The sequence below is a fragment of the Streptomyces sp. NPDC046862 genome (genome assembly GCF_040704615.1).
In the GTDB taxonomy this organism is placed as follows: Bacteria; Actinomycetota; Actinomycetes; order Streptomycetales; family Streptomycetaceae; genus Streptomyces.
In genome coordinates, this window is the sequence record NZ_JBEYXP010000043.1 from 82699 (window position 1) to 109692 (window position 26994).

General features: G+C 72.2%; 22 protein-coding genes. 9 read left to right on the top strand and 13 right to left on the bottom strand.

Annotation, left to right across the window (positions count from 1 at the left end):
- Positions 1-139: 139 nt before the first annotated feature.
- From rnc to AB0959_RS37085, 7 genes are all read right to left on the bottom strand, one after another.
- Positions 140-949 (bottom strand): ribonuclease III, encoded by an 810-nt coding sequence (gene rnc, locus AB0959_RS37055; protein WP_366831152.1) that lies wholly within the window; start codon positions 947-949, stop codon positions 140-142.
- 19 nt (positions 950-968) lie between these two features.
- Positions 969-1142, bottom strand: a complete 174-nt coding sequence (gene rpmF / locus AB0959_RS37060; RefSeq protein ID WP_003951102.1) for a 50S ribosomal protein L32 — start codon at positions 1140-1142, stop codon at positions 969-971.
- Positions 1143-1144: 2 nt separating this feature from the next.
- Positions 1145-1798, bottom strand: coding sequence for a YceD family protein (locus AB0959_RS37065; protein WP_366831153.1), 654 nt, complete (start codon positions 1796-1798; stop codon positions 1145-1147).
- 138 nt (positions 1799-1936) lie between these two features.
- Positions 1937-3028, bottom strand: coding sequence for an ATP synthase F0 subunit B (locus tag AB0959_RS37070; RefSeq protein ID WP_366831154.1), 1092 nt, complete (start codon positions 3026-3028; stop codon positions 1937-1939).
- A 170-nt stretch (positions 3029-3198) separates the two neighbouring features.
- On the bottom strand, positions 3199-3678 hold the full coding sequence (gene coaD, locus AB0959_RS37075) for a pantetheine-phosphate adenylyltransferase (RefSeq protein ID WP_194238624.1): 480 nt from the start codon (positions 3676-3678) through the stop codon (positions 3199-3201).
- A 26-nt stretch (positions 3679-3704) separates the two neighbouring features.
- Positions 3705-4325 carry a 16S rRNA (guanine(966)-N(2))-methyltransferase RsmD gene (rsmD, locus tag AB0959_RS37080; RefSeq protein WP_366831170.1) on the bottom strand — a complete coding sequence of 207 codons (621 nt, stop codon included), beginning with the start codon at positions 4323-4325 and terminating at the stop codon, positions 3705-3707.
- A gap of 146 nt (positions 4326-4471) precedes the next feature.
- A complete protein-coding gene (locus AB0959_RS37085) occupies positions 4472-7708 on the bottom strand; it encodes a helicase-related protein (protein ID WP_366831155.1) in 3237 nt (1078 codons plus the stop codon).
- 168 nt (positions 7709-7876) lie between these two features.
- Between AB0959_RS37085 and AB0959_RS37090 the strand changes: the two genes are divergently transcribed.
- Positions 7877-9739 (top strand): HSP90 family protein, encoded by a 1863-nt coding sequence (locus AB0959_RS37090; RefSeq protein WP_366831171.1) that lies wholly within the window; start codon positions 7877-7879, stop codon positions 9737-9739.
- A complete protein-coding gene (locus AB0959_RS37095) occupies positions 9736-12711 on the top strand; it encodes a tetratricopeptide repeat protein (protein WP_366831156.1) in 2976 nt (991 codons plus the stop codon). The genes AB0959_RS37090 and AB0959_RS37095 overlap by 4 nt, the downstream gene beginning before the upstream one ends.
- A gap of 305 nt (positions 12712-13016) precedes the next feature.
- Here the strand turns inward: AB0959_RS37095 and AB0959_RS37100 are convergent, their stop codons facing one another.
- Positions 13017-14804: a DAK2 domain-containing protein gene (locus AB0959_RS37100; protein WP_366831157.1), complete on the bottom strand. Its 1788-nt coding sequence runs from the start codon at positions 14802-14804 to the stop codon at positions 13017-13019.
- A gap of 274 nt (positions 14805-15078) precedes the next feature.
- Between AB0959_RS37100 and rpmB the strand changes: the two genes are divergently transcribed.
- The 3 genes from rpmB (at position 15079) to AB0959_RS37115 (ending at position 19615) form a co-directional block, all read left to right on the top strand.
- Positions 15079-15264: a 50S ribosomal protein L28 gene (rpmB, locus tag AB0959_RS37105; RefSeq protein ID WP_003993230.1), complete on the top strand. Its 186-nt coding sequence runs from the start codon at positions 15079-15081 to the stop codon at positions 15262-15264.
- 110 nt (positions 15265-15374) lie between these two features.
- On the top strand, positions 15375-18374 hold the full coding sequence (locus AB0959_RS37110; protein WP_366831158.1) for a BTAD domain-containing putative transcriptional regulator: 3000 nt from the start codon (positions 15375-15377) through the stop codon (positions 18372-18374).
- A 35-nt stretch (positions 18375-18409) separates the two neighbouring features.
- Positions 18410-19615: an FAD-dependent monooxygenase gene (locus AB0959_RS37115; protein WP_366831159.1), complete on the top strand. Its 1206-nt coding sequence runs from the start codon at positions 18410-18412 to the stop codon at positions 19613-19615.
- Positions 19616-19625: 10 nt separating this feature from the next.
- On the opposite strand, the gene thiD is transcribed toward AB0959_RS37115, so the two are convergent.
- Both thiD and AB0959_RS37125 read right to left on the bottom strand, forming a co-directional pair.
- Positions 19626-20456, bottom strand: coding sequence for a bifunctional hydroxymethylpyrimidine kinase/phosphomethylpyrimidine kinase (gene thiD, locus AB0959_RS37120; RefSeq protein ID WP_366831160.1), 831 nt, complete (start codon positions 20454-20456; stop codon positions 19626-19628).
- On the bottom strand, positions 20453-21418 hold the full coding sequence (locus AB0959_RS37125; RefSeq protein ID WP_366831161.1) for a thiamine-phosphate kinase: 966 nt from the start codon (positions 21416-21418) through the stop codon (positions 20453-20455). Before AB0959_RS37125 ends, thiD begins: the two co-directional genes overlap by 4 nt.
- A 299-nt stretch (positions 21419-21717) precedes the next feature.
- Here AB0959_RS37125 and AB0959_RS37130 point away from each other — a divergent pair, with 299 nt between their 5' ends.
- The gene (locus tag AB0959_RS37130; RefSeq protein ID WP_003997603.1) at positions 21718-21951 is read left to right on the top strand and encodes an Lrp/AsnC ligand binding domain-containing protein; all 234 of its coding nucleotides are present in this window, start codon (positions 21718-21720) and stop codon (positions 21949-21951) included.
- A 21-nt stretch (positions 21952-21972) separates the two neighbouring features.
- Positions 21973-22482: a DUF3515 domain-containing protein gene (locus AB0959_RS37135; RefSeq protein ID WP_366831162.1), complete on the top strand. Its 510-nt coding sequence runs from the start codon at positions 21973-21975 to the stop codon at positions 22480-22482.
- A 183-nt stretch (positions 22483-22665) separates the two neighbouring features.
- On the opposite strand, the gene AB0959_RS37140 is transcribed toward AB0959_RS37135, so the two are convergent.
- The 3 genes from AB0959_RS37140 to AB0959_RS37150 form a co-directional block, all read right to left on the bottom strand.
- Positions 22666-23823 (bottom strand): D-alanine--D-alanine ligase family protein, encoded by a 1158-nt coding sequence (locus AB0959_RS37140; RefSeq protein ID WP_366831163.1) that lies wholly within the window; start codon positions 23821-23823, stop codon positions 22666-22668.
- 127 nt (positions 23824-23950) lie between these two features.
- Entirely contained in the window at positions 23951-24961 is a 1011-nt protein-coding gene (locus AB0959_RS37145) for an NAD(P)H-dependent glycerol-3-phosphate dehydrogenase (RefSeq protein ID WP_366831164.1), read from the bottom strand.
- On the bottom strand, positions 24958-25755 hold the full coding sequence (locus tag AB0959_RS37150) for a lysophospholipid acyltransferase family protein (RefSeq protein ID WP_366831165.1): 798 nt from the start codon (positions 25753-25755) through the stop codon (positions 24958-24960). The genes AB0959_RS37145 and AB0959_RS37150 overlap by 4 nt, the downstream gene beginning before the upstream one ends.
- A 241-nt stretch (positions 25756-25996) precedes the next feature.
- Between AB0959_RS37150 and cofC the strand changes: the two genes are divergently transcribed.
- Positions 25997-26635, top strand: a complete 639-nt coding sequence (gene cofC / locus AB0959_RS37155; protein ID WP_366831166.1) for a 2-phospho-L-lactate guanylyltransferase — start codon at positions 25997-25999, stop codon at positions 26633-26635.
- Positions 26636-26645: 10 nt separating this feature from the next.
- Positions 26646-26849, top strand: a complete 204-nt coding sequence (locus AB0959_RS37160) for a hypothetical protein (RefSeq protein ID WP_366831167.1) — start codon at positions 26646-26648, stop codon at positions 26847-26849.
- Positions 26850-26994: the final 145 nt, after the last annotated feature.

Consider the following 26994-nt stretch of genomic DNA (forward strand, 5'->3'; position numbering starts at 1 on the left):
ACTTCGCCGCGGACCCCGAGCAACCGGGCCGCTTCGACGGCCGAGTCCACGTCCCCGTCCTCCTGCCCTCTGCCGTGCGTCCCGTACGCAGAACCCCCGCCGGACAGGTCGTCCGGCGGGGGTTCTGGGAAGTTCGGCGTCAGGCCGAGGCGACGGCTGGCGCGCCGTCCTCGGGGTCGTCGTCGGCGGCCTCCTCGGCCGCCTTCGCGCGTTCGTCCGCCGCGGAGCGGATGGCGCGCCAGGCGGACTCCGCCGCCTGCTGCTCCGCCTCCTTCTTGCTGCGGCCGGTGCCGGTGCCGTACGAGACGCCTCCGACGCGGGCAGCAGCAGTAAAGGTCTTCTCGTGGTCGGGGCCGGTCTCCGTGACCAGGTACTCGGGCACGCCGAGCCCCTCGGTCGCGGTGAGCTCCTGGAGACTGGTCTTCCAGTCCAGGCCGGCTCCGAGGTTCGAGGACTTCTCGATCAACGGGTCGAACAGGCGGTGCACCAGCTCCGCCGCCGAGTCCAGCCCCTGGTCGAGGTACACCGCGCCGATCACCGCTTCGAGGGTGTCGGCGAGGATGGACGCCTTGTCCCGGCCGCCCGTGCCCTCTTCACCCCGGCCGAGCCGGATGAAGGAGCCCAGGTCGAGACCACGACCGACCTCCGCCAGCGCACGCGAGTTGACCACCGCGGCCCGCAGCTTGGCCAGCTGGCCCTCGGGCAGGTCGGGGTGGGTGCGGTACAGCGTGTCCGTGACCACCAGGCCGAGCACGGAGTCCCCGAGGAACTCCAGACGCTCGTTGGTGGGCAGACCGCCGTTCTCGTACGCGTAGGAACGGTGGGTCAGCGCACGCACCAGAAGGGCGGACTCGAGCTTGTAGCCGAGCCGCCCTTCCAGAAGCGTGTGGGACGAGGCCGTGCTCTCCGCCTTCTTCCTGGCGTTCGAATCCGCCTTGGCGTCAGACATCAGACCTCTCACCGGCCGCTCAGACTTCGAGGACCTGGCGCTTGTTGTAGGTGCCGCACGACGGGCACGCGATGTGCTGCTGCTTGGGCTCGTGGCAGCGCTCGCACGCAACCAGAGTGGGGACCGCAGCCTTCCACTGCGACCGGCGGTGGCGCGTGTTGCTGCGCGACATCTTCCGCTTCGGAACAGCCACAGCTACTTCTCCTGCTTCTCGTCGGCGCGTGCTGATCGAGGCGCGCCGCCGCTCATCTCGTCCTTCTCGCCGTCCGTCATGGTCTCGGCGAGTCCCTGCAGTGCCGCCCAACGGATGTCGACGGCGTTGTGGTGGTGGTCCGGGTCGTCCGCGAGCCTCGCTCCGCACTCGGAGCACAGGCCGGGGCAGTCGTCCTGGCACACCGGCTGCATCGGCAGGGCAAGCACCACCGCGTCACGCAGCACGGGCTCGAGGTCGAACAAGCCGTCCTCGATGAAGAGCCTGTCCTCGTCGTCCTCGGCGTCGGTGTCGGGCTCCGCGATCACGCGGCCCCGCTCATCGGCGTCGGGGTACGAGAACATCTCCTGGAACTCCGCTTCGAGCGTCAGCTCCAGCGGCTCCAGACACCTTACGCACTCCCCCTTGGCCGTGGCACGGGCGGTGCCCGTGACGAGCACCCCTTCCATGACCGACTCCAGACGGAGTTCGAGTTCCATCGGGGCGCCTTCCGGCACACCGACGACACCCTGGATACCGAAGTCCTTGGGAGCGTCGACCTCACGGGTCAGGCGCTGCAGCGCACCGGGCCGCCGACCCAGCTCGTGCGTGTCGAACACGAGGGGGTTGCGGTGGTCGAGGCGGGCGTTCAAGGCCATTCTGCTTTCAGTCTTCGGAACTCAGTGGAAATGCTGCCCTGCGGTGTTCCGGGCAGGTTTGATCGCGGACGTACACGCGACCGAAGAGCCAGGATACTGGACCTTTCGCTCAGGTCCCAATCCACGGTCAATGCGCGGTCAGCGGCCCTGCTCGTAGCGGCGCAGCTGCTCCGCGCTGATCATGGTCGTGTCGAAGAGGCTCGTCTCGTCGAGCGTGTTCGGCTGGGGCTGGGTGTAGCCCTGATCACCCTGGTGTGCCTGGTGACCTTGGTGCTGCTGGTGCCCCTGGTGCTGCTGGTGGTCCTGCTGGGCCTGCTGCGGGTCGTACGCCGGCTGTTGCGGGTACGCGGCGTACGGATCGGCCTGGTAGCCGCCGTACGGATCGGCCTGCTGGGCGTACTGCTGCTGGTAGCCGTACTGGTCCTGCTGCTGGTACACGTAGGCGTCCTGCTGGGCGTACTGCGGCTGGGCCGGGATCTCGGGGGTCCGGGCGGGCTCCGGGGTGTCCGAGAGGGCGGCCAGGTCTGCGAGGTAGTCGGCGTCGCTGGTGTGCTGCTTGGGCGTGCCGTCGTCGTTCAGGGAGAGGGCACCGAGGTCGTCACTGGCGATGCGGCCGTGCAGCTTCTCGCGGCCGCGGCCGACCGCCTCCAGGGTCTTGGCGAGGACCGCCTCGAAGGCGCCCAGCTTCACGTCCACGTACGCGTCGGCGTCCTTGCGCAGGGTCTCGGGGTCGTGGCTGCGCTCGGGGGCGTCCTCGTCCTCGTAGCCGTTCTCGTCGGTCCCGGGGCCGGTGCCGAGGAGCTTCTCGCGGCCGCGGCCCACGGAGCCGAGGGTCTTGGTGAGGACGACCTCGAAGTTGGCGAGCTTGGAGTCGACGTAGTCGTCGGCCTCGGCGCGGATCTCCTCGGCCTCCTGGCGGGCCTCGGCGAGGATGCGCTCGGCCTCGTTCTGGGAGCGGCGGGCGACCTCGGTGTCGGAGATCAGGGAGCCGCGCTCGGCGTGCGCGGTCTCGATGATCCGCTCGGCCTCCTGGCGGGCCCGCTCGACCATGTGCTCACGGTCGCCGATCAGCTCCTGGGCCTGGGCGAGGGAGCCGGGCAGGGCCTCGCGCAGCTCTTCGAGCAGCGAGAGCAGGTCGGAGCGGTTGACCACGCACGAGGCCGACATGGGCATGCCCCGGGCACCGGAGACCGCGGCGACGATCTCGTCGAGCTTCTTCTGCACGTCCACCGTGTGCTCGCCACTCTCTACAGCGTTGTTGGAGACGGACGGGTCGACTGTACGGCCCCACGAGTCCCGGCCGACACCGGGTGACGGGCTGTCAGGTGCCGGGGGCGGTGGCGAGGTGTCCGTCGTGAGTGGGGCCGGCCCGGAGCCCGGTCCGGCGCCCGGCCTCGCGCTCAGTCCTTCGCGAGGCGCTCGTTCAGTGCCTCCAGGACCTCCGGCGGCACCAGGTGCGAGACGTCGCCACCCCAGGCCGCGACCTCCTTGACCAGGGAGGACGACAGGAAGCTGTAGGTGGGGTTGGTGGGTACGAACAGGGTCTCCACGCCCGAGAGGCCGTTGTTCATCTGGGCCATCTGCAGCTCGTAGTCGAAGTCGCTGACCGCGCGCAGACCCTTGACGATGGCGGGGATGTCGCGCTGCTTGCAGAAGTCGACGAGGAGGCCGTGGAAGGCCTCGACCTCGACGTTCCCGTACTCGGCGGTGACCCGGCGGATCAGGTCGATCCGCTCGTCGACCGTGAACAGGCCCTGCTTGGACTTGTTGATCATCACTGCGACGTGAACGACGTCGTACAGCTTGGAGGCACGGGCGATGATGTCGAGGTGTCCGTTGGTGATGGGGTCGAACGACCCGGGACAGACGGCGCGGCGCAACTTGGGTCCCTCGCTCTCCGGTCCGGTCATCGTGCGTCTTCGCACGTAGAGGCGGCGCGACCGTACCAAAGCGTCCCTTCGCCGTAGCGACGGGCCCGGAGCGCCTCGAAGCCGTCCGGCCACCGGAATTCACCGCCTCTGGTGCTGCGCTCCACGGTGACGAGAGCTTCGGCGGCGAGCCAGCCCCCGGTGCGGAGTGTGAGCAGAATCTCGCGAAGATCGTCGTCCGTGACCCGGTACGGGGGGTCGAGGAAGACGATGTCGTACGGCGTGGCCGGCGCCGGAGCGTGGACGATCTGCTCCGCTTTGCCCGCTCTGACCTCGGCGCCGGGCAGGCCCAGTGCCTTCACGTTCTCGCGCACCGTGCGGACGGCGCGGGCATCGGCCTCGACGAGCAGGGCGTGGCCCGCGCCCCGGCTGAGCGCCTCCAGGCCCACGGCGCCCGAGCCGGCGTACAGGTCGAGGACGCGCTCGCCGTCGATCGGGCCGCCGAGCAGGGCCTGCCAGGTGGAGAACAGGCCCTCGCGCGCGCGGTCGGAGGTGGGGCGGGTGCCGTGGCCCGGCGGGACGGCCAGGCGGCGTCCGCCGGCCGCGCCGGCGATCACGCGGGTCATCTCGGGTCCTTGGTCGTGGGGGCGGTCACAGATCCAGTCTGGCAGGGGCGGGTGGTGACCGGGGCCGGAGGCCGGGTGGGAAGTGGGGCGGGTGGTGGCCTCGTCCTCGAACTCCCCCGAACTCCCCCACTCTCGGCTTCGCTCGAGCGGGGGGGGGACCCCACGACGGGCCGGGAGACTCACCCCTTCTCCAGATACTGCTCCCTCTCCTCGTCCAGCAGCGCGTCCAGCGCCGTGCGCAGCCCGGGGAGGTGCTCCAGCTCAGGGTCGGCGGCCACGACCGACGCGGCCTCCTCCCTGGCCTCCGCGATGATCTCCTCGTCCTCGATGACGGCGAGCATGCGCAGGGAGGTGCGGGCGCCGGACTGGGCCTGGCCGAGGACGTCGCCCTCGCGGCGCTGTTCGAGGTCGATGCGGGAGAGCTCGAAGCCGTCGAGGGTGGAGGCGACCGCGCCCAGGCGCTGGCGGGCGGCGCTCGCCTCCGGCATGTCGGTGACCAGGAGGCACAGGCCCGGCGCCGAGCCACGGCCGACGCGGCCGCGCAGCTGGTGGAGCTGGGAGACGCCGAAGCGGTCGGCGTCCATGATCACCATCGCGGTGGCGTTCGGGACGTTCACGCCGACCTCGATGACGGTGGTCGCGACGAGAACGTCCGTCTCCCCGGCGGCGAAGCGGCGCATCACGGCGTCCTTGTCGTCGGGATGCATCCGGCCGTGGAGGACCTCGACCCTCAGTCCCTGGAGAGGGCCGCCCGCGAGCTGGTCGGCGACGTCCAGCACGGCCAGGGGCGGGCGCTTCTCGGCCTCGTCCTCGGCGGATTTCCTGGACTTCTTGGGATCGTCCTCCTCGTCGCCGATGCGGGGGCAGACGACGTACGCCTGGTGTCCCTTGCCCACTTCCTCCCGCACCCGCTCCCACGCGCGCGCGAGGAAGTGGGGCTTGTCGGCGGCCGGTACGACGTGGCTGGCGATCGGGGAGCGTCCGGCGGGGAGCTGGTCGAGGACGGAGGTCTCCAGGTCGCCGAAGACGGTCATCGCGACCGTGCGCGGGATGGGGGTGGCGGTCATGACGAGGAGGTGCGGCGGCTGCTTGCCCTTGCCGCGCAGGGCGTCGCGCTGCTCGACCCCGAAACGGTGCTGTTCGTCGACGACCACGAGCCCCAGGTCGTGGAACTGCACCTTGTCCTCGATCAGCGCGTGCGTGCCGATGACGACCCCGGCCTCCCCCGTGGCGAGGTCGAGCAGCGCCTGGCGGCGGGCCGCGGCGCCCATGGAACCGGTGAGCAGGACGACCTTGGTGGCGTGTTCGGCGCCGCCCAGCATGCCTCCCTCGGCCAGCTCGCCCATCATCTCCGTGACCGACCGGTGGTGCTGCTGGGCGAGCACTTCGGTGGGCGCGAGCATGGCCGCCTGGCCGCCGGTGTCGACGACGGCGAGCATGGCGCGCAGGGCCACCAGCGTGTTGTGAGTCACTGTGAAGTTGTCGGTGACGTATGCGTGGCTCGGATGCGCGACGCTGATGCACTGGACCGGCTTCCGGCCCACATACTCGACCGCCCGGATCCCCCGTCGGAAGGTGTTGTATTTCGGGCGGGGACCTACCTGTACCGCCTTGCGTGTCAGCCTGAACGGGGCGTACATGTCGGGCAGAGACACGGAGACGTTGAACGCCGCTTGCTTCGGCTGGATCCGCGCCCTGCCTCCCAGCGAACGCACCAGCCAGGCGACGTCCTCCGCGAGCCTCCGCGAGACCGAACAGAACGAGGCACTGAAGCCGCCCGTGTGGACAGTGCCATCGGTGTCCATGAGCCCTTGAAGAAGAGCGAGGCGGTTCTTGATCGACGTGTTCTTGAACATGTCGGGGACGAATTTGCCATGCGACGTCAAACCCCAGAGGTTCAAGTCCCGCAAGGCCTGGATCACTGGATTGCGAGCGCCGCCCGTACGGCGGGTCAGCTGGATCGTGTAGTCGCAGCGGGATCCCTTCACCGGGACCAGCCGGCATTCCGGTGCCACGGCGGTGGCCACTGCCTCACGAATCTCGGCGTCGATCGTGGACAGACGCAGGTTGTGCCGGAATGAGCCGTCTCCCAGGAGAAGGCCGAACAGGTACGGATCGAGAGGCAGCCCGAAGTCGTCTCCGAGATCGACCGGAGCGGCTGCCGGGAGGTACCACTTTGAATTTCCGTTGGCCTTGAAAGTGTCCTGGCGGATCTCCCGAGTCGTCATGACCTTGGGGGCCTGGCCTCTGTGCCACCCACAACTCGTGCCAACGATCCAGAGGTGTTCGTCGTCGCACTCGACGGCGCTTCCGTCGGAGAGGACCAGGCGCCAGACATCGCGCTCTCCTTGCGGGAAGACGCCATCGACCAGCGCGATGTCCCCGTCTGGCACGACAATCTCGTCACCTGGCCTCACATCGCCCATGCGACGAAAACCCGCAGGTGTGAGAACGAGCGCGTCGAGAGGCTGGGCCTTGCCCGACCCCACCTCCCCCTGGAGCAGCCGGTGCATCGGGTGCTCGGTGGCCAGGTCGTCGAAGATCTCCCTGGAGACCTTCTGCTGGCCGTCGGTGAGGGTGAAGGGGAGGCGGGCGTCGAAGGCGGTGAGGAGGCCGTCCGGCGCGGGTCTGCGGGCCACGGCCGGGAGTTGGGCGTCGGCGTGGCGGCGGCGGGCGAGGGCCACCTGGAGGACGAAGGCCTCGTCCCACTTGAGGCGGTCGCGGGCGGCGAAGGTGTCCGCCTTGGTGCTCGGCTGGTGGATCTTCAGCAGGGCTTCCGGGAGCGGGACGAGGCCCCTGCCGGACCGCAGCGACTCCGGCAGGGGGTCGACGGCCTCCTGGGCGCTCGGCAGGACCGTCTGGACGGCCTTGGCGATCTTCCAGGACTCCAGCTTGGCGGTCGCCGGGTAGATCGGGATGAGGGCGCCCGCCCAGCTGTCGATGGCCTGCGTCGCGTCTGGGGTGTCGCCACGCAGCAGCTCGTACGCCGGGTGGGCCAGCTGCAGGCGGCGGTTGAAGACCGAGACCTTGCCGGCGAACAGGGCGCGCGTGCCGGGGAGGAGCTCCTTGTGCGGCTTGTGCACGCCGTTGCCGAAGAAGACCAGTTGGAGGCGGCCGCTGCCGTCGGTGATGGTCACTTCGAGGCGCTGGCCCTTGCCGCGCGGGGCCTTGGCCGAGGCGAACGAGTGCAGGCGGGCGTCGGCGACCTGGGCGACCACCGTCACGTGCTCGTCCATGGGCAGGTCGGCGAGGTGGGTGAGCTGCCCGCGCTCCTCGTACCTGCGGGGATAGTGGTGGAGCAGGTCTCCGACGGTGTGCAGGCCGAGGTGCTCGGCCATCACCTTCGCGGTGGCGGGGCCGAGCACCGACTTCAGCGGTTGTTGCAGTGGTTCTCGCAGTGCGGGCACGAGATCCATTGCACACCACAGCACTGACAAAGCCGTATACGTCTTGGAAATCCGCTGGTCAGACGGGTAGTTCGCGGCCTAGGATGCCCACTCCCGGCCTTCCTTCCGCGGTCACCGCCCCACCGGGACCGCCCGACCCCGCGCCGTCGAACGTCCCCCACCCGCGGCGCCGTGACGATGGATTCCCAGAGCTCACAGTCATCCCAGGCACCTCAGGCATCTCAGGCACCTCAATCGCCTCATACGTTCCAGGTCGACCTTCGTGGTCTGGTGGACCTGCTCTCCCATCACCTCTACTCCAGTCCGAAGGTCTACCTGCGCGAGCTCCTGCAGAACGCCGTGGACGCCATCACCGCGAGACGGGCCGAGCAGCCCGACGCGCCCGCCCGCGTGCGGCTGTTCGCGGACGGCGGCTCCCTGCGCGTGGAGGACTCCGGCGTGGGGCTCACCGAGTCCGACGTGCACAACCTGCTGGCGACGATCGGCCGCAGCTCCAAGCGGGCCGACGCCGACGGCCTGGAGTCGGCGCGCTCCGACTTCCTGGGCCAGTTCGGCATCGGGCTGCTGGCGTGTTTCGTCGTCGCCGAGCGCATCCGCGTCGTCAGCCGCAGCGCCCGCACCCCCGACGCGGCGCCCGTGGAGTGGACGGCGACCGACGACGGTTCGTACACCGTGCGCACCCTGCCGCAGGACGCCCGCACCGAGCCCGGCACGACCGTGCACCTGGTGGCGCGGCCCGGGGCGACCGACTGGCTCGCCCACGAGCGCGTGCTGTCCCTGGCGCGGGACTTCGGCTCGCTGCTGCCGTACGACGTGCGCGTGGGCGACGAGGCGGTGACCGACCTGCCGGCGCCCTGGGACCGCCCGTACCCGTCGCCCGCCACCCGCAGGGTGGCCCTGGCACGGCACTGCCACGAGCTGTTCGGGTTCACACCGCTGGACTCGATCGAGCTGGACGTGCCGCTGGCCGGGATCCGGGGCGTGGCGTACGTGCTGCCGTCCGCGGTGAGCCCCGCCCAGCGCGCGGGCCACCGTGTGCACCTGAAGGGCATGCTGCTCACCGAGCGGGCCGAACAGCTGCTGCCCGACTGGGCGTTCTTCGTGCGCTGCGTCCTCGACACGGACAGTCTGCGGCCCACGGCGTCGCGCGAGTCGCTGTACGAGGACGAGACGCTCGCGGCCGTACGGGAGGCCCTGGGCGAGCGGATCCGCGCCTGGCTGACCGGGCTGGCCGCGGGGGATCCGGAGCGGCTGGCGGCCTTCCTGTCGGTGCACCACCTGGGCGTGAAGTCCCTGGCGCGGCACGACAGGGAGATGCTGCGCACGATGCTGCCGTGGCTGCCGTTCGAGACCACGGACGGGCGGCTGTCCCTGGAGGAGTTCGCGCAGCGGCACCCGGTCGTGCACTTCACGCGGACGGTCGAGGAGTACCGGCAGGTCGCGCCGATCGCCTCGGCGCAGGGCGTCGGCGTCGTCAACGGCGGCTACACCTACGACAGCGACCTGGTCGAGGCGTTGCCGTCGGTGCGCCCGGGGACGGTGGTCGCCGAGCTGGACGCCGACACGGTGACCGCGCACCTGGACTCCGTGGACCCGGCGGAGGAGCTCGCGCTGTCGGGCTTCCTGTCGGCCGCGCGGGGCAGGCTCGACTCCCTGGGGTGCGATGTCGTGCTCCGGGCCTTCCACCCGCTGTCCGTGCCCGCGCTGCACCTGGACGACCGGGCGGCCCGGCACGAGCAGGCGCGCGCGGAGGCCGAGGAGCAGGCCGACGACCTGTGGGCGGGCATCCTCGGCTCCCTGCGCGGCAGCGCCCCCCGCGCGCGGCTGGTGCTCAACCACCTCAACCCGCTGATCCGCAGGCTCAGTTCGCTGAACGACCCGGAGCTGATCGGCACCGCCACGGAGTCCCTCTACGGGCAGGCCCTGCTGATGGCGCAGCGCCCGCTCAGGCCCGCGGACTCCGCCCTCCTGAACCGCGCGTTCATCGGCCTGCTGGAGTGGGCCACGCACACCGAGTCCGGGGAGGACGGCCGCCGATGAGCGAGTTCAGCGAGATCACCGACTTCGACGAGCTGCGCCACGCGATGGCGGAGAACTACGACGAGCCGGAGGGCCCGGCCCGCAACGCGCGCGCGGAGCACCTGCTCACGCAGGCCGAGAGGCTGAATATCCCGCTCGCCGTGATCGAGGCCCTCGGGCACCAGCTGAAGGTCTACAACTACAGCTCCGAGAAGGACAAGATGTTCGTCCCCTTCGCGCGCCTGCTGCGCATGTGGGACGAGCGGCCCGAGGACTTCGACGAGTACGAGACCCACTCGCTGCACTGGGTCTTCAAGTGGATGTCGGCCGGCATGCTGAACCAGCCGCACATCCCGCTCGCCTCCATCGAGAAGTGGCTCGGCGAGATGGAGCGCCGCTACGCCCTGGCCGGGCACTCCGAACGGGCCGTGCGCAGCGCCGAGTACAGCGTGGCCGCGCACGTCGGCGACCTGGAGCGGGCCGGGCGGGCGTACGGGGCGTGGCTGGCCGCCGACCGGGACGGCATGGCCGACTGCCACGCCTGCGAGCTGCACGGACAGGGCTGGTGGCAGGCTCTGCGGCACGAGGACGCCGAGGCCCTTCAGTCGTGGGCGCCGGTCCTGGAGGGCGAGTACACGTGCGCCCACGAGCCGCACACGGTCCTCGCGGCCTCCCTGCTGCCGCTGCTGCGCCTGGGCCGCCTGGACGAGGCCCGCGCCCACCATCTGCGCGGTTTCCGGCTCGTACGGGCCATGGAGAGCATGCGGGGCGCCTACGCGGACCACGTGGAGTTCTGCGCCCTCTCCGGCAACGAGGCGCGCGGCCTGGAGCTGCTGGCCGAGCGCCCGGCGTACTTCACGGACGACGGGGACCCGCGCAGCAAGCTGGACTTCATGGCGGTCGTGGCGCTGCTCATGGACCGGCTGGTCGAACTCGGCATGGGTGACCAGTCGGTCCCCGGTCCCGCCGACCGCACCTCGTGGACGGCCCGCGAACTGGCCGCCCACGCGCGCGGGGAGGCCCTTTCGCTGGCCGCCCGCTTCGACGAGCGCAACGGCACGCCGTACGTGAGTGAGCGCGCCAGGGAGCGCATGGACCGGCGGCCGGTGGTGGAGCGGCTGCCGTTGGGCGTACGCACGGCCCGGAAGGTGCCGGTTCCGGCGCCGCGGCCTCCGGCTCCCGTGGAGCCCGCCGTGCCGGACACTCCCCCGGACCTGCCCGCTCTCCTCACCGAGGCGCGGCGGCTCGCCGAGACCGTGCACCCCGACGCCGTGGAGGCCTGGGCCGCGGTGGCGCGGGCGGCCGGGGCCGACGGCACCCGGCTGGACCCGTACGACCGGGCGGAGATCGTCGACCACCAGGCGATAGGTCTCGGCCCCGAGGGGCTGGACCTCTTCGCGCGGGCGGCCGAGCTGTACGAGGAGGCGGGCGACCATGGGGAGGCACTGGCGGCTCGTGCGCGCGCGGCGTCCGTCCACGCCTTCACCGGGCGGACGGAGGCCGCCCTGGCGCTGGTCTCCGAGCCGTACGAGAAGGTCCTCGCGCTCTTCGCGGAGGGCGGCACGGGGGTTCGGCAGACGGCGTCCGTGCTGGTGGGACGCGCGCGCATCCTGATGCAGCGGCTGGACGAGGCGCAGGACGACGACGCCTCGGCTGCCCTGACGGCCGCCGAGGAGGCCGCGCGGGAGCTGCTGGCCCTCACCGAGCCGCACACGGCGGACGTCCGCGTGGCCTCGCGGGCCGCGGAGGCGCACGGGATGCTCGGCGAGCTGGCCGCGCGCGGCGGGGACGCCCGGGCAGCGGCGGAGCTGCTCGCCCACTCGGCGGAGGCGTACGTGGCGGCCGGGCTGCCGTGGTTCGCCGTGGAGCAGGAGGCACGGCTCACCAGGGCCGCGCGGCACCTCGGCGACCTGGCCACAGCCGAGCGGGCGGGACGGGCGGCGCTGGAGCACGGAGGGCCGTACCTGGAGCCGATGGGACACGCCCAGCTGAACCTCCAGCTGGCCGAGGTCCTGAGCGAGGCCGGGCAGTTCGCGCCCGCGGCGGAGCACGCCCTTCACGCGGCGCACTGGGCCGACGAGGCCGGCGAGTCGCGGACGCTCGGCGCGTGGGCGCGGCACCAGCTCGGTAACTTCCTGCTCCGGCAGGGGCGCTGGGCCGAGGCCGCCGAGGTGCTGGAGTCGGCGCTCCCGGACCTCGACCCCGAGACCCACGGCGACGGGGCGGTCGTCCAGACCCAGTGGTGGCTCGGTGACTGCCTCACCGAGCTCGGGGAGCACCGGGAGGCCGCCGAGCGCTGGTTGCAGGCCGCCGAGACCGCCCGGCACTGGCCCGAGCAGCGTGACCACGCCATGCTCGCGCACCTCGCCGCGGAGGCGCTGGGGCACGCGGGGTTGCCGGCGGAGGCCGACCGGGCGTACGCGCGTGCCGGCGACCTGTGGCGCGAGCTCGGCAACGTCCAGGGGCTGGTGCGTGCCCTGCGGGCGCGGGCCTGGCTCGTGGCGCGGGACGATCGTGAGGAAGGGCTCGACCGGGCGCGGGAGTTGATGGCCGAGGCGGTCGCGGAGTGTGAGGCGCTGCTGGGCGCCGGGGCGGGCGACGAGTCCGGTGACGGGCTCGGTGACGGTGAGGACGCGCGTCGGGCGATGCTCGCCGAACTCGGGCAGTCGTACCGGCAGTTCGGGGATCTGATGGCCGGTTCCGTGCCGGAGGGCGCGGAGGACCCGGAGGCCGAGGATGTCCGGCCGGTGTTCGAGGAGGCGCTGGGGCATCTGGGGCGGGCGATCGACGCGTACGGGGCCCTTGGTGATGGTGGCCTCGATGCGCGTACCGGGGCCGAGTTGGCGGCCGGGTGGCTGGAGGCGGATCTTCAGCGGCCGGCGGACGCGGTGGTGCGGGCCCGAGGGGTGTTGGCTGCCTACGAGGGTTTGCCGGGCGAGGTGGCTGAGGCGCGTCGTGCGGAGGCCGGACGGATGGTGGAGCTGCTGGGGTGATTCCGCCCCCGCCGCCCCTACCCTCCCCCACTCTCGGCTTCGCTCGAGCGGGGGGACCCCCATCGTCCCCCGGGGCTCCGCCCCGGACCCCGCTCCTCAAACTCCCCCAGCTACCGCTGGGAGGTGCCCCCAAGGGGCTGGATTTGCCCCGGGTAACCGCACGGTGTTCAGGGGCGCGGGGAACTGCGCGACCAGCCCCCACCCATCCGCACCCAACCAACCCACCCCAGACACCCCCCACCCCACGGGGGCCCGGGGGCGGAGCCCCCAGATACAGGATGGGACGGGTAGGGGCGGCGGGGGCGCTACTCCACGCCGATCAGCAGCAGCGCTCCCTGCCGCCCACCCCGGTACACCACTGTGTCCACCGCCAGATACGACTCCCGTACCCGGGACTCCAGGTGGTCCACGATCGTCGGCGGGGCCTCGTCGCCGAGGACCAGCGTGACCATCTCGCCACCGGCGGCCAGCATGCGGTTGAGGACGGTTTCCGCCGTGGCCGTGACGTCGGAGCCGATGACGGCGACGTCGCCGTCGATGAGACCGAGGACGTCGCCGGCCTGGCAGATCCCGGCCATGGTCCAGGACTCACGCTCGGCGATGACGACCTCGGCGTAGCGCGTGGCACCCGCAGCTGACGTCATCGAGACGACGTCCTCGTCGAAGCGGCGGTCCGGCTCGTGGACGGCGAGCGCGGCGATGCCCTGGACGGCGGACCGGGTGGGGATCAGGGCCACCCGGACACCCTCCGCACGCGCCTGCTCGGCCGCCGCGGCGGCGGTGTACCGCAGGTCCGCGTCGTTCGGCAGCAGCACCACCTCGCGCGCGTGGGCACGTCGTACGGCCTCCACCAGTTCCCCGCTGGCGGGGGGCTCCCCGGGGCGGGCCAGGACCGTCGTCGCCCCGGCCTCGGAGTACAGCCCGGCCAGCCCCTCCCCCGGCACGACGGCCACCACCGCGCGCGGGGCCCGTTCGCGCGGCGGCCGCCCGGCGCCCGCCATGTGCGCGTCCTCCGCCCCGAAGTGGGTGATCCTGATCCGGTACGGCCGCCCGGCCTCGACTCCCGCCTCCACGGCGGCACCGGCGTCGTCGACGTGCACGTGGACGTTCCACAGCCCGTCCCCGCCGACCACGACGAGTGAGTCCCCCAGCGCGTCCAGCCGCTCCCTGAGCCGCGTCACGGCCGTGTCGCCGGCCTCCAGCAGATAGATGACCTCGTAGGCGGGACCGCCGTCCCCGCACTCGGCGCCGTGTGCGCGCGTGCGCCCGTCCGCCGTGTCCGGGGCCGCCGTTCCCGGGGCCTGTGCCGGTGCCGTCGACGGCACGGCTCCCGGTGGCTTCGGCGCCTCTCCGGTGAACGTCTGCACCAGCGCCGCCAGGACCGCCACCAGCCCGCGCCCGCCCGCGTCCACGACGCCCGCGCGCTCCAGGACGGCCAGTTGCCCCGGTGTCGCCGCGAGAGCCGCCCGCGCCCCCTCGTACGCCGCCCGGGCGACCGCCCCGCAGTCGCCCTCGGCCCCGCTCGCGGCGTCGGCCGCGGCGGAGGCCACCGTGAGGACCGTGCCCTCGACGGGGTGCGCGACCGCCTCGCGCGCGGAGTCGGCCGCGTGCCGCAGCGCGACCCGCAGGCCGGGGCCGTCGGTGTGCGCGGCCTCACCGTCGGCCGCCAGCACCTGTGCCATGCCCCGCAGCAACTGCGCGAGGATCGTCCCCGAGTTCCCCCGGGCCCCGATCAGCGCACCGTGCGCCATCGCCCGGGCGACCTCGGCGAGAAGGGGTTTCGCCGCGCCGTCCCCGGCCCCGTCCACAGCGCCGTGCCCAGCCCCGTCCCCGGCGCCGTCCCTGGCCCCGTGGCCCGCCGGCCCCTGGTCCGCTGCCCCGCGACCCGCCGCCTCGTGCCCCTCGAACACCGCCTCGACCGCCGCGACGGCCGACTCCACGGTCAGGTACAGGTTCGTCCCGGTGTCCCCGTCGGCCACCGGATAGACGTTGATCGCGTCGATCTCCTCGCGGGCCCGCCCCAGCGCCTCCAGCGCGAGCCCGCACCAGGTGCGCACCGCGGATGCGTCCAATGTCTGCGGCACCTGCGGCACCTGCGCCTCCTTGAGCTGCTGGACGTGGGACCGCAGCGTAGACCCAGGGGTGGTGCGAACCGGAAGAGGGCCGGGGACGGGCGCCGGACCAGCCATGGTAGTTTCGTTGTACGGAAGCAGTCGTTGTATGCTGCTCCGGTTGCCCGATCCTTATCGGGCCTTACCCCTGGCAACGCCACTCAGGTCTCCGATCGTGAATCTCGATCGATCGCGGGTCCTGAACCCGGCATGCCGGGTTCAACCGTAAGTGGATCTGAAGTCTTTGGAGTGACCCGTGGCTGCCAACTGCGACGTCTGCGGCAAGGGGCCGGGCTTCGGCAACAACATCTCGCACTCGCACCGCCGTACGTCCCGCCGCTGGAACCCGAACATCCAGCGTGTGCGTACCGTGGTGGGCGGGACGCCGAAGCGCGTGAACGCTTGCACCTCGTGCATCAAGGCCGGCAAGGTCTCGCGCTGACGCTCAGCTAGCGCGCGGCCACTGCTGGTTCGCTGCACGAAGCCGGTCCACCGAGTGTGGACCGGCTTTTTGCTGTGCCCGAGCCCGGGTGAACTGCCAGAATCCTGCGAATGCGCTTCGGCATCCTGGGCCCCCTGGACGTACGCACCGACGACGGCACCCCCGTGGACCCCGGCGGCCCGCGCCCGCGCGCCCTGCTCACTCTCCTGCTGCTGGACGCTCCTCGCGCGGTCTCCACGGAGCGGCTCACCGACGGCCTGTACGGCAGCGAGCCGCCCGCCGGAGCCGCCAACGCGCTCCAGTCCCAGATCTCCCGCCTGCGCAGGCGCCTCGCCCCGCACACGGAGATCGAGGCGACCCCGACCGGATACCGCGTCGCCGCCCCAGCCGACTCCGTCGACGCCCACCGGTTCGAGCTGCTGTCCAGGGAAGGGCGCGCCGCCCTGGCCGCCGGGGACCATCCGCGGGCCGCGGCCCGGCTGTGCGAGGCGCTGGGGCTGTGGCGCGGCCCGGCCGTGCCCGACCTGCCCGACGCGCACACCGAGCGGGCCCGCTTCGACGAGCTCCGCCTGGCCGCCGTACAGGACCGCATCGAGGCGGATCTGGCGCTCGGGGGCAGCCCCGAACTCGTACCAGAGCTGCGGACCCTGCTGGCCGCCCATCCGTTGAGTGAACGGCTCTACGGGCAGCTGATGCGGGCTCTGCACGCGGCCGGGCGGGCCGCCGAGGCGCTCACCGTCTACGAGGAGGCCCGGCGCACCCTCGCCGACGAGCTGGGCGCCGATCCCTCGCCCGAACTGGCCGCGCTCCATCTGGAGCTGCTGCGGGGTCGTGAGGCGGAGCGCAAGCGGGTCCCCGTCCAGTTGACCCGCTTCGTCGGCCGCGAGAGCGAACTCGTCCGGATCGCCGCCCTCCTGACCGAGGTGCGCCTGGTCACGCTCACCGGTCCCGGCGGAGCGGGCAAGACACGGCTCGCGATCGAGGCGGCGAGCGCTCGGCCCGGTGTCTGTTTCGTCGAGCTGGCCCCCCTGACCGACGGTGCGCAGATCCCGTACGCCGTTCTGACCGCCCTGGGTGTCCGAGGCGCCCGCACCCCCGCGACGGACAGCGCGGACCGGTTGCTGGCCGCCCTGGAGGAGCGCGAGCTGCTGCTCGTGCTCGACAACTGCGAGCACCTGGTCGAGGAGGCCGCGAGGCTCACCGCGCTGCTCCTGGCGGCCTGCCCCGGCGTACGTGTCCTCGCCACCAGCCGTGAGTCCCTCGGCATCACCGGCGAAGTGCTGGTTCCTGTGCCGCCGTTGCAGCCTGACCCGGCGGTGCGGCTCTTCCTCGACCGGGCGCGGGCCGTGCGCCCGGGTTTCGAGGGCCACGCGCGCGTGCCCGACATCTGCGCCGCCCTCGACGGGCTCCCCCTCGCCATCGAGCTGGCGGCGGCCCGGCTGCGCACGCTCACCCCCGACGAGCTGGCGGACCGCCTCGGCGACCGCTTCCGCCTCCTGTCCCGCGGCGACCGCTCCAAGGCGCCCCGGCACCGCACCCTGCGGGCCGTCGTGGAGTGGAGCTGGGATCTGCTCGACGACGAGGAGCGGGAGTTGGCCCGACGGATGACCGTGTTCTTTGGGGGCGCGACGCTGGAGGCCGTCGAGACGGTGTGCGGTATGCCGTATCCGGAGGATCTGCTGGCCTCGCTGGTCGAGAAGTCGTTCCTGGAGGTGGCTGGGGGGCGCTATCGGATGCTGGAGACGATCCGGGCGTTCGCCGCCGAGGGCAACGCCCGGGAGCGGGACGTCAGGGACGCCCACGCCGCGTACTTCCTGCGGCTGGCGGAGCGGGCGGAGCCGTATCTGCGGGGCGCGGAGCAGTTGCCCTGGCTGGCCCGGCTCACCGCCGAGCGCGACAACCTGGACGCGGCCCTGCGCCGTCTCGTGACGGTGGCGCCGGCGGACGCCCTGCGTCTCATGGCCTCCCTGTCCTGGTTCTGGCGGCTGCGCGGGTCGTACGGCGAGCAAGTTCCGGTGGCCCGCGCGCTGCTGGCGGCGGCCGGCGACGAACCGCCGGAGGGCCTGGCCGAGGAGTACGCCCTGTGCCTGATGAACACGGTCACCGGACGCGGCGACGATCCGGCCGAACCGGGGCGCATCGATCGAGCGGCCGAGATCATGCAGGTTATGGACCAGCCACTGCGGCTGCCGTTCACCATGGTCCTGTGGTCGCTGACCGGGGGCCCGCTGCTCTCCGCGGACGAGCGGAACCTGGCCGTCCAGATCAGCGGCGACCCCTGGGGCGAGGCGCTGCTGGAGATGGGGCTCGCCTACCGGGCGCTGTTCACCGGGCGCCCCGCCGACTCCGAGGCCGCCTTCACGCGCGCGTTGGCGGGCTTCCGCGCGACCGGCGACCGCTGGGGCATGGCGAACTGCCTGGACCCGCTGGGCACGTTCGCGAACTGGCGCGGTGAGTACGGGCGGGCCCTGGAACTGTTCGACGAGGGACTGGAGCACGTACGGGAATTGGAGGCGTCGGAAGAGGCCGCGGACCTGCTGCGTTCGCGGGCGACCGTGCTGCTGCACCGCGGCGAGACCGAGGCGGCCGTCTCCCACTACGAGCGCTCCGCCGCCCTGGCCCGCACCGCCGGCGCCTTGGACAAGGTCGCGAGCGCCCGGCGGGGCCTTGGCGACGCGGCCCGGCTGTCCGGTGACACCGCCCACGCGCGCGTGCACTACGAAAGCGCCCTGGAAGCGTGCGCGGCGAACTGGTTCAGCGTCGGCGAGACCGTGCTGATCCTCGTCGGCCTGGGGCGTACCGCCGCCGCGGAGGGAGCGGTCGAACAGGCCCGGGACTGGTTCGCGCAGGCCCGCACGCATGCCCTGGACTCGCCCGACGTCATCGCCCTGGCGGCCGTCGTGGACGCGCTGGCGTCCGTCGCCCCGGCCCCGGAGCGGGCCGCCGAACTCCTCGGCGCCGCCGCGGGCCTGCGGGGCGCCGAGCCGCAGGGCGACCCCGATGCCGTACGGACGCGCGAGGACGTACGCGCGAAACTGTCCCCCGAGGCCTACGACAAGGCCTTCGAGCGGGGCCGGGAGCGGTGGTCAGCGACGGTCAGTGAACGGTAGGAGGACGGTCAGCGCCTCCCTCCAAGCTGCCGTACATGACGAACAAGACGCACGACCTCAGCCACCTCACCGTCCTGATCTCCGGCGCCAGCGTCGCCGGGCCCGCGCTCGCCCTGAACCTCCAGCGCTACGGCGCCCGGGTCTCCGTCGTCGAGAAAGCACCGGACCTGCGAGGAGGCGGCTTCGCCGTCGACTTCCGGGGGCACGTCCACCGCAAGGTCCTCACCGAGATGGGTATCTGGGACGAGATCCACGCCCGGCAGACCCATATGGGCCGGCAGATGGTCGTCGACGCGGACGGCTCGCCGAAGGTGGACCTGCCGTCGGAGATGATGAGCGGCGACGTGGAGATCTTCCGCGGCGAGCTCGCGCGGATCATGTACGAGCGCACCAGGGACCGCGTGGAGTACGTGTTCGGCGACTCGATCGCCACACTCACCGATACGCCCGACGGCGTCGACGTCACCTTCGAGAACAGCCCGTCGCGCCGTTTCGACCTGGTGATCGGCGCGGACGGCCTCCACTCCCGCACCCGCTCCCTCGTCTTCGGCGACGAGTCCCGCTACCTGCGCTTCTTCGACCACTACGTGGCCGGCTTCGAGATCCCGAACCACCTGGGCCTGGACCGCACCGGCCGGGTCTACAGCGAGCCCGGCCGCGCGATCGCCCTCGGCAACTACGACGGTCACCCGGACCGCGCGGGCGCATTGCTGGTCTTCCGGTCCGAGCGGCTGTCGTACGACCGCCGGGACATCGACGGGCAGAAGCGGCTCCTGGCCGAGAAGTTCGCGGGGATGAGCTGGGAGGGCCCGAACGTCCTGAAGGCCCTGGCGACGGCCGACGACCTGTACTTCGACGCGATCGCCCAGATCCACGTCGACCGGCTCACCAAGGGCCGCGTGGCACTGCTCGGGGACGCGGGGTACGGCGCCACGATGGGCGGCATGGGCACCGGTGTGGCGATCGTCGGCTCGTACGTCCTGGCCGGTGAACTCGCCCTGGCGGGCGGGGATCACCGTACGGCGTTCGCCGCCTACGAGGAGCGGATCCGGGACTTCGCCATCGGCTGCCAGAAGACCTCCGGCAACGCCGGTCCGTTCTTCGCGCCGGCCACCGAGCGGCGCATCCGCAGCCGGGACCGGATGTACCGGTTGCTCGCCTCCCGCCCGCTGGCGGCCTTCTTCAAGCGGCTCACCGAGAAGTCGGCGACCAACATCAAGCTGCCGGAGTACCCCGTGTGAGCGCCGCGGCTCACCCCCGGGCTCTCAGGGCCCACCCGTGGTCCACCGGCCCGATCCCGCCCCCGAGTGCGAACCCGGCGGCGATCGCTCCGGTCACGTACTCCTTGGCCGCCGCCACCGCGTCCGGGGCGGTCTCCCCCTTGGCCAGCCCGCAGGCGATCGCCGACGCCAGCGTGCACCCCGTGCCGTGGGTGTGCCGGTTGTCGTGGCGCGGGGCGCGCAGCCAGTGCTCATCGGAGCCGTCGGTCAGCAGGTCGACGGCGTCGCCGGGCAGATGGCCGCCCTTGATCAGCACCCACGCCGGGCCGTACGCCAGGACGGCCGCCGCGGCCCGCCGCACGTCCTCCTCCGACTCGACCCGGACGCCCGTGAGTTGGGCCACCTCGTCCAGGTTCGGTGTCGCCACCGTCGCGACCGGCAGCAGCTTCGTGCGGACGGAGTCCAGCGCGGAGGCCGCCAGCAGCGGATCCCCGTGCTTCGAGACCCCCACCGGGTCGACCACGGCCGGCGCGTCCGTGCCGCCGATCAACTCGGCCACCGCCTCGACGAGTTCGGCCGAGGCCAGCATGCCGGTCTTGACCGCCTGGACGCCGATGTCGTCGACGACGCCACGGTACTGGGCCCGTACCGCCTCCACGGGCAGCTCCCAAGCCCCCTGCACGCCGAGGGAGTTCTGGGCGGTGACGGCCGTGACCACGCTCATGCCGTGCGTGCCGAGGGCGAGCATCGTCTTCAGGTCGGCCTGGATGCCTGCCCCGCCCCCGGAGTCGGAGCCCGCGACCGTCAGCACGCGGGGCAGTGCACCTGGCGTGGGACCTGGCAGTGGGCGCGGGGCGCTCATGACTCGATGTCCCCGAAGTGGTCCCAGCCGCCCTTCTTCGTCCAGGGCGCCCCGTCGACGGTCACCTGGGGCAGCGCCGAGGGGTTGAGCACCTCGCCGATCACCTTCCAGCGGGCGGGCAGCTTCACGTCGGGTGGGAAGGTCGCCACTATCGCGTGGTCCTCTCCCCCGGTGAGCACCCACTGGATGGGGTCGACGCCGACGGCCTGCCCGATGTCGTTCATCTGGGTCGGGATGTCGATCGCGCCCGAGCGGACGTCGATCCTGACCTTGCTCGCCTCCGCGATGTGCCCCAGGTCGGCGATCAGCCCGTCACTCACGTCGCACATCGCGGTCGCGCCAAGACCGGCCGCCGCCGGCCCCGCGTGGTACGGCGGCTCCGGGCGCCGGTGGGCCTCCACGAAGGCGCGGGGCGAGCGGAACCCGCGCGAGAGCACCGCGTGCCCGGCGGCGGACCAGCCCAGCCAGCCGGTCACGGCCACCACGTCCCCGGGCTGCGCGCCGGCCCGGGTCACGGGCTCGTGGCCCCGCAGATCGCCGAGCGCGGTGATCGAGACCGTGATCGTGTCGCCGCGTACGACGTCACCGCCGACCACGGCCGCTCCCGCGACCTGGCACTCGTCGCGCAGCCCGTCCATCAGCTCGGACGGCCAGGTGGCCGGGAGTTCGGCGGGCACGACCAGCCCGAGCAGCAGCGCGGTGGGCACGGCGCCCATGGCCGCGATGTCGGCGAGGTTCTGCGCCGCCGCCTTGCGCCCGACGTCGTACGCCGTGGACCAGTCGCGGCGGAAGTGCCGCCCCTCCAGGAGGATGTCGGTGCTCGCCACGACCCTGCGGTCGGGTGCGGCCACCACGGCGGCGTCGTCGCCGGGGCCGACGCGGACCGCCGGGGTGGTGGTGAGCCGCGAGGTGAGCTCCCTGATGAGCCCGAACTCCCCGAGCTCGCCCACGGTTCCCTTCACCGTGTCTCACCTGGTCCTTTCAACGATCGTCGCCCGGCGCCGGGTGTTCCTCGGCCGCGGGTCCGGGGGTCGGCCCCCGGGATGGCACAGCATCGGTGTACGTCCCCTTCTTCTGCCGCCCGCGCCCGGTCGCGGGCGGGCCTGCTCCTCGGTACGGTCAGGTCGACCGTCAACCAGTGTGGTGCGTGCGCCCCGATGTGCGCGCCACAGCCTCCACGGGTCTCCCCGAGTTGAGCGGCGACGCGATACCGTGGCGTTCCTTTTCCCCCCATGATCCTCGTGGCCGCCCTGGAGGTTCCGTGGTACAGGCGTACATCCTGATCCAGACGGAGGTCGGCAAGGCGTCGACCGTCGCCGAGACGATCAGCAAGATCCCTGGCGTCATCCAGGCCGAGGACGTGACAGGACCGTATGACGTGATCGTGCGCGCGCAGGCCGACACGGTCGACGATCTCGGCCGCATGGTGGTCGCGAAGGTCCAGCAAGTGGACGGCATCACCCGCACCCTGACCTGCCCGGTCGTGCACCTCTAGCCCCCGTCTACCCTGTGGCCGGTGAACATCTTCCATCGCCGGCGGCGCACCCTTGCCGGGTTGCCCGTCCTGGCCCTGCTGATCGTCACCGCGGGCTGTTCCTCAAGCGACGACAACGACTCGGCCGCGGTTCCCAGCCCGGACACGAAGGCCACCGGGCTGTGCCGGAACCTGGACGAGGCGCTGCCGGACAAGGTGGACGGCCTGAGCCGTGAGGATCCCGAGCCCCGGTCGGCGCTGACCGCGGGCTGGGGAGGCTCGGCGATCATACTGCGCTGCGGTGTACAGCGGCCTCCGAAGATGATCGACCCCAAGGTGGCCAAGGGCGCCGACCCGGACGCGGTGGCCGGGGGCGTGAACGGCGTGGACTGGCTGATGGAGAAGCGGGACGACGGCGCGTACCGCTTCACCACCGCGAACCGCACCGCGTACGTCGAGGTCTCCGTGGCGAAGGGGCGCGACAGCTCGGGCGCGCTCATCGACCTGGCCGGGGCGATCAAGAAGGCGATACCGGAGGGCATCGCGGACTGAGCGCTCCGCTGGGTGAGCCGGATTGAGCGCCGTTGTGTGACGGGTCGTCTCAGCGCTGCGGGTCCATTGTGGCTGGTCGCTCCCCCACTCTCGCCTTCGCTCGAGCGGGGGGACCCCCATCGCGGCGGAGCCGCATATCGATACAGCCCCGCGCCCTGAGGGCGCGCCCCTCAGCCGCGCTTTTCAGCGCAGGCCCGTGGACCTCCGCAGCGCCGCCTCCACCAGCCGCTCCACCAGCTCCGGGTAGCTGATCCCGCTGGCCTGCCACATCGCCGGGTACATGGAGATCGGTGTGAAACCGGGCAGCGTGTTGATCTCGTTGATCACGAACTCGCCGTCCTCGCCGAGGAAGAAGTCCGCGCGGACCAGCCCCTCGCAGGAGGCGGCCTCGAAGGCGTCGACGGCCAGCCGCTGGACCTCGGCGGTCTGCTCGTCGGTGAGCGGGGCGGGCACGATGCCCGGCGTCGAGTCGATGTACTTGGCCTCGAAGTCGTAGTACGCGTGGGCCTCGGGCGGCGGGATCTCGGCGGGTACCGAGGCACGGGGGCCGTCCTCGAACTCCAGGACGCCGCACTCGATCTCGCGGCCCCGCACCGCCGCCTCGACGAGGATCTTCGGGTCGTGCTGCTGGGCGGCCGCGATCGCCTCGTCGAGGCCGGACAGGTCGTCGACCTTGGTGATGCCGATCGAGGACCCGGCGCGGGCGGGCTTCACGAACAGCGGCCAGCCGTGCTCCCCGGCGAAGTCGATGATCTTCTTGCGGGCGGCGGGCTCGTCGCGCTCCCACTCGCGCGGACGGATCACCACGTAGGGGCCCACCTTGAGCCCGAAGGAGGTGAACACCCGCTTCATGTACTCCTTGTCCTGGCCGACGGCCGAGGCGAGGACGCCCGAGCCGACGTACGGGACCCCGGAGAGCTCCAGGAGGCCCTGGAGGGTGCCGTCCTCGCCGTACGGGCCGTGCAGCACGGGAAAGACCACGTCGACCTCGCCGAGGGCCTTGGGGACCGATCCGGGCTCGCTGTAGACGACTTCGCGGTTGGACGGGTCGAGCGGGAGGATCACCCCGCCCTCGGCGGACTCGGCGAGCTGCTCGACCTCGGGCGTGCGGCGTTCGGTGATCGCCATGCGGTCCGGGTCGTCCGCCGTGAGCACCCAGCGGCCGTCCCGGGTGATGCCGATCGGCAGGACGTCGTACTTCGTCCGGTCGATGGCGCGCAGGACGGCGCCGGCGGTGACCATGGAGATCCCGTGCTCGGAGCTGCGGCCGCCGAAGACGACGGCCACGCGCGGCTTGCGGGGCGGCTGGCCAGGGCTCTGGGGGAGGTTCTCGGTGCTCATATCGCGATGAGCGTACCCGTAGGTAGCGGGGCTCGTCAGTGCCCCACCGGCCCCTCGCGTGGCGAGTTCCCCCGGTCGTCGCCGATCATCGCCGAGTGTCGTACGGACGGCTGCGGAGCGTCGTCCCTCAGTGGCGCTCCGGCTTGGCGCTGCGCGACATCAGTTCCTTGAGGGCGACGACGGGCGGCTTGCCCTCGTGGACGATGCCGACGACGGTCTCCGTGATCGGCATGTCGACGCCGTGGCGGCGCGCCAAGTCCAGTACGGACTCACAGGACTTGACGCCCTCGGCGGTCTGCCGGGTGACCGCGATGGTCTCCTGGAGGGTCATGCCCTTGCCGAGGTTGGTGCCGAAGGTGTGGTTGCGGGACAGGGGCGAGGAGCAGGTGGCCACCAGGTCGCCGAGTCCGGCGAGGCCGGAGAACGTCAGCGGGTCGGCGCCCATCGACAGGCCCAGCCGGGTGGTCTCGGCGAGTCCGCGTGTGATGAGCGAGCCCTTGGCGTTGTCGCCGAGGCCCATGCCGTCCGCGATGCCGACGGCGAGACCGATGACGTTCTTCACCGCGCCGCCGAGCTCGCAGCCGACCACGTCGGTGTTGGTGTACGGGCGGAAGTACGGCGTGTGGCAGGCGGCCTGGATGCGCTTGGCGACGATCTCGTCGGTGCAGGCGACCACGGAGGCGGCCGGCATGCGGGCGGCGATCTCACGGGCGAGGTTGGGCCCGGTGACCACGGCGACGCGATCCTGACCGACCTTGGCGACGTCCTCGACGACCTCGCTCATCCGCATGGCGGAACCGAGTTCGACGCCCTTCATGAGGGAGACGAGGACCGTGCCGGGGGCCAGCAGCGGCGCCCATTCGGCGAGGTTGCCGCGCAGGGTCTGCGAGGGGACGGCGAGGACGGTGAAGTCGGCTTCGGCGGCGGCCTCGGCGGGATCCGTGGTGGCCCGCAGGTTCGCCGGGAGCTCGACGCCGGGCAGGTAGTCGGCGTTGGTCCGGGTGGAGTTGACCGCGTCCACGAGCTGCGCGCGCCGTCCCCACAGGACGACGTCGCAGCCGGCGTCGGCGAGCACCATCCCGAACGCCGTGCCCCACGAACCGGTGCCGAAGACGGCCGCCTTGACCGGCTTGCTCACGTGCTGTGCCCCTCTCCTTGTCCCTGCTTGCCCATGGCGTGCTGCTGCTCGGCCTTCTCCGTGTGCGCGGCCCGGCGGCGCTGCTCGATGCGCACCTGCTTCGGGTCGTACGGCGTCTCGGGCGCCTTCTCACCGCGGATGGTCTCGAGTTGCGCGGTGACGGCGGCCATGATGACCTCGGTGGCCTCCTTCAGAAGCTCCGGGGTCATCTCCTTGTCGTAGAAGCGCGTCAGGTCCACCGGCGGGCCGGCCAGCACGTGGTGGGTCTTGCGCGGAAGGAGGTCGGGCTTCTTGGCGTACGGCGCCAGCAGCAGGTTGGCGCCCCACTGGGCCACCGGGATCACCGGGCACCGGGTCTGCAGGGCGACCCGCGCGGCGCCGGTCTTGCCGGTCATGGGCCACAGGCCGGGGTCGCGGGTGAGGGTGCCCTCGGGGTAGAAGGCGACGCATTCCCCGCGCTCGACGGCCCCGATCGCGGCGCGGAAGGCGCTCAGCGCGTCGGTGCTCTCGCGGTAGACGGGGATCTGTCCGGTGCCGCGCATCGCGGCGCCCACGAATCCCTTCTTGAAAAGCGCGCTCTTCGCGAGGAATCGCGGAACGCGCCCGGTGTTGTACTGAAAGTGCGCGTACGCGAAGGGGTCCACGTGGGAATTGTGGTTCACCACGGTGATAAATCCGCCGTCGGCCGGAATGTTCTCCATTCCGCGCCAGTCCCGCTTGAGCAGAGCCACCAGCGGCGGTTTGCAGAGGACCGCTGCGAAGCGGTACCAGAAGCCGATTCTGCGGCGGGGCACGCGGACACCTTCCTCTAGAACCTTGGGCTCTGGGGCCCGGGGAGCCGCACAAGTGTGACCCCAAGCCGACGGTCTGTCGAGAACACCGTACGCCCCGAGGGTCGGAGTACCAGGGCGCCCAGAGCATGGTCCTTGTAAAGGCCGGGTGAGAATGGGCGCGGCAGACAACAGGCCGAGCCCTGTCGCGGACGGGAGCCGGGGCGGCGGGGTCCGGGCCCGGCGAGGGAGGAACGGAGCGCTCGTGCAGTGGACCCTGGTGGTGCCCCTGAAACCGCTGGTGCGGGCCAAGAGCAGGCTCTCGGACGCCGCCGACGACGCGGTGCGTCCGGGACTGGCGCTCGCGTTCGCGCAGGACACGGTGGCCGCGGCGCTCGCCTGTCCCGCCGTCCGGGACGTGGCGGTCGTCACCGACGACGATCTGGCGGGCCGCGAGCTGGCCGCGCTGGGGGCCCGGATCGTCCCCGACACCCCGGGAGCGGGCCTGAACGCCGCCCTGGCGCACGGGGAGACGGTCGTCCGCTCTTCACGGCCCGAGCAGCCCGTGGCGGCCCTGAACGCCGATCTGCCGGCTCTGCGCCCCGCGGAACTGGCCCGTGTCCTGGACGCGGCGGCCGCGTTCCCGCGCGCCTTCCTCGCGGACGCCGCGACCCTGGGTACGACGCTGCTGGCCGCGAGCCCGGGCGCGCCGTTGCTCCCGGCCTTCGGCGTCGGTTCCCGCGCCCGCCATCGCGCCTCGGGGGCCGTGGAGCTCCCTCTCGACGCGGTGGACTCCGTGCGCCAGGACGTGGACACCGGTGACGACCTGCGGGCGGCGCTGGCGCTGGGGGTGGGGCCCCGTACGGCCGCCGCGGCCGCGCGGCTGCTGATACCCGGACAGTAGGCTGCGCATCATGCAGGCGACCGCGTACACGTACGACCCCGACACCCGCAGTGGCCAGGTGCTGCTCGACGACGGCACCCCGGTGCCGTTCGGCGCCCCGGCGTTCGACGCGGGCGGCCTGCGGCTGCTGCGGCCCGGCCAGCGCGTGCGCATCGAGACGGAGGGCGAGGGCGAAGCCCGCCGTATCACGCTGGTGACGCTGCAGACGTTCTGAAACGACCTGAACACGCGGCGTGTCCGGACACGCCGCGGGGCGGGGGCCCCCCCGGCGTGGGCCCCCGCCCGGGGGGTTGTTCGGGAGTGGCGTGCTGTTGCGTGCCGAGGGCGGGGGGGGGAGATCGGGGGGGGGAAGGGCGCGC

Excerpts from the sequence above, each read along its gene's own strand:
- rnc (WP_366831152.1), bottom strand. The coding sequence starts at position 949 with ATGTCTGACGCCAAGGCGGATTCGAACGCCAGGAAGAAGGCGGAGAGC.
- AB0959_RS37065 (WP_366831153.1), bottom strand. The coding sequence starts at position 1,798 with ATGGCCTTGAACGCCCGCCTCGACCACCGCAACCCCCTCGTGTTCGAC.
- AB0959_RS37085 (WP_366831155.1), bottom strand. The coding sequence starts at position 7,708 with ATGGATCTCGTGCCCGCACTGCGAGAACCACTGCAACAACCGCTGAAG.
- AB0959_RS37090 (WP_366831171.1), top strand. The coding sequence starts at position 7,877 with ATGGATTCCCAGAGCTCACAGTCATCCCAGGCACCTCAGGCATCTCAG.
- AB0959_RS37095 (WP_366831156.1), top strand. The coding sequence starts at position 9,736 with ATGAGCGAGTTCAGCGAGATCACCGACTTCGACGAGCTGCGCCACGCG.
- AB0959_RS37110 (WP_366831158.1), top strand. The coding sequence starts at position 15,375 with ATGCGCTTCGGCATCCTGGGCCCCCTGGACGTACGCACCGACGACGGC.
- AB0959_RS37115 (WP_366831159.1), top strand. The coding sequence starts at position 18,410 with ATGACGAACAAGACGCACGACCTCAGCCACCTCACCGTCCTGATCTCC.
- thiD (WP_366831160.1), bottom strand. The coding sequence starts at position 20,456 with ATGAGCGCCCCGCGCCCACTGCCAGGTCCCACGCCAGGTGCACTGCCC.
- AB0959_RS37140 (WP_366831163.1), bottom strand. The coding sequence starts at position 23,823 with ATGAGCACCGAGAACCTCCCCCAGAGCCCTGGCCAGCCGCCCCGCAAG.
- AB0959_RS37160 (WP_366831167.1), top strand. The coding sequence starts at position 26,646 with ATGCAGGCGACCGCGTACACGTACGACCCCGACACCCGCAGTGGCCAG.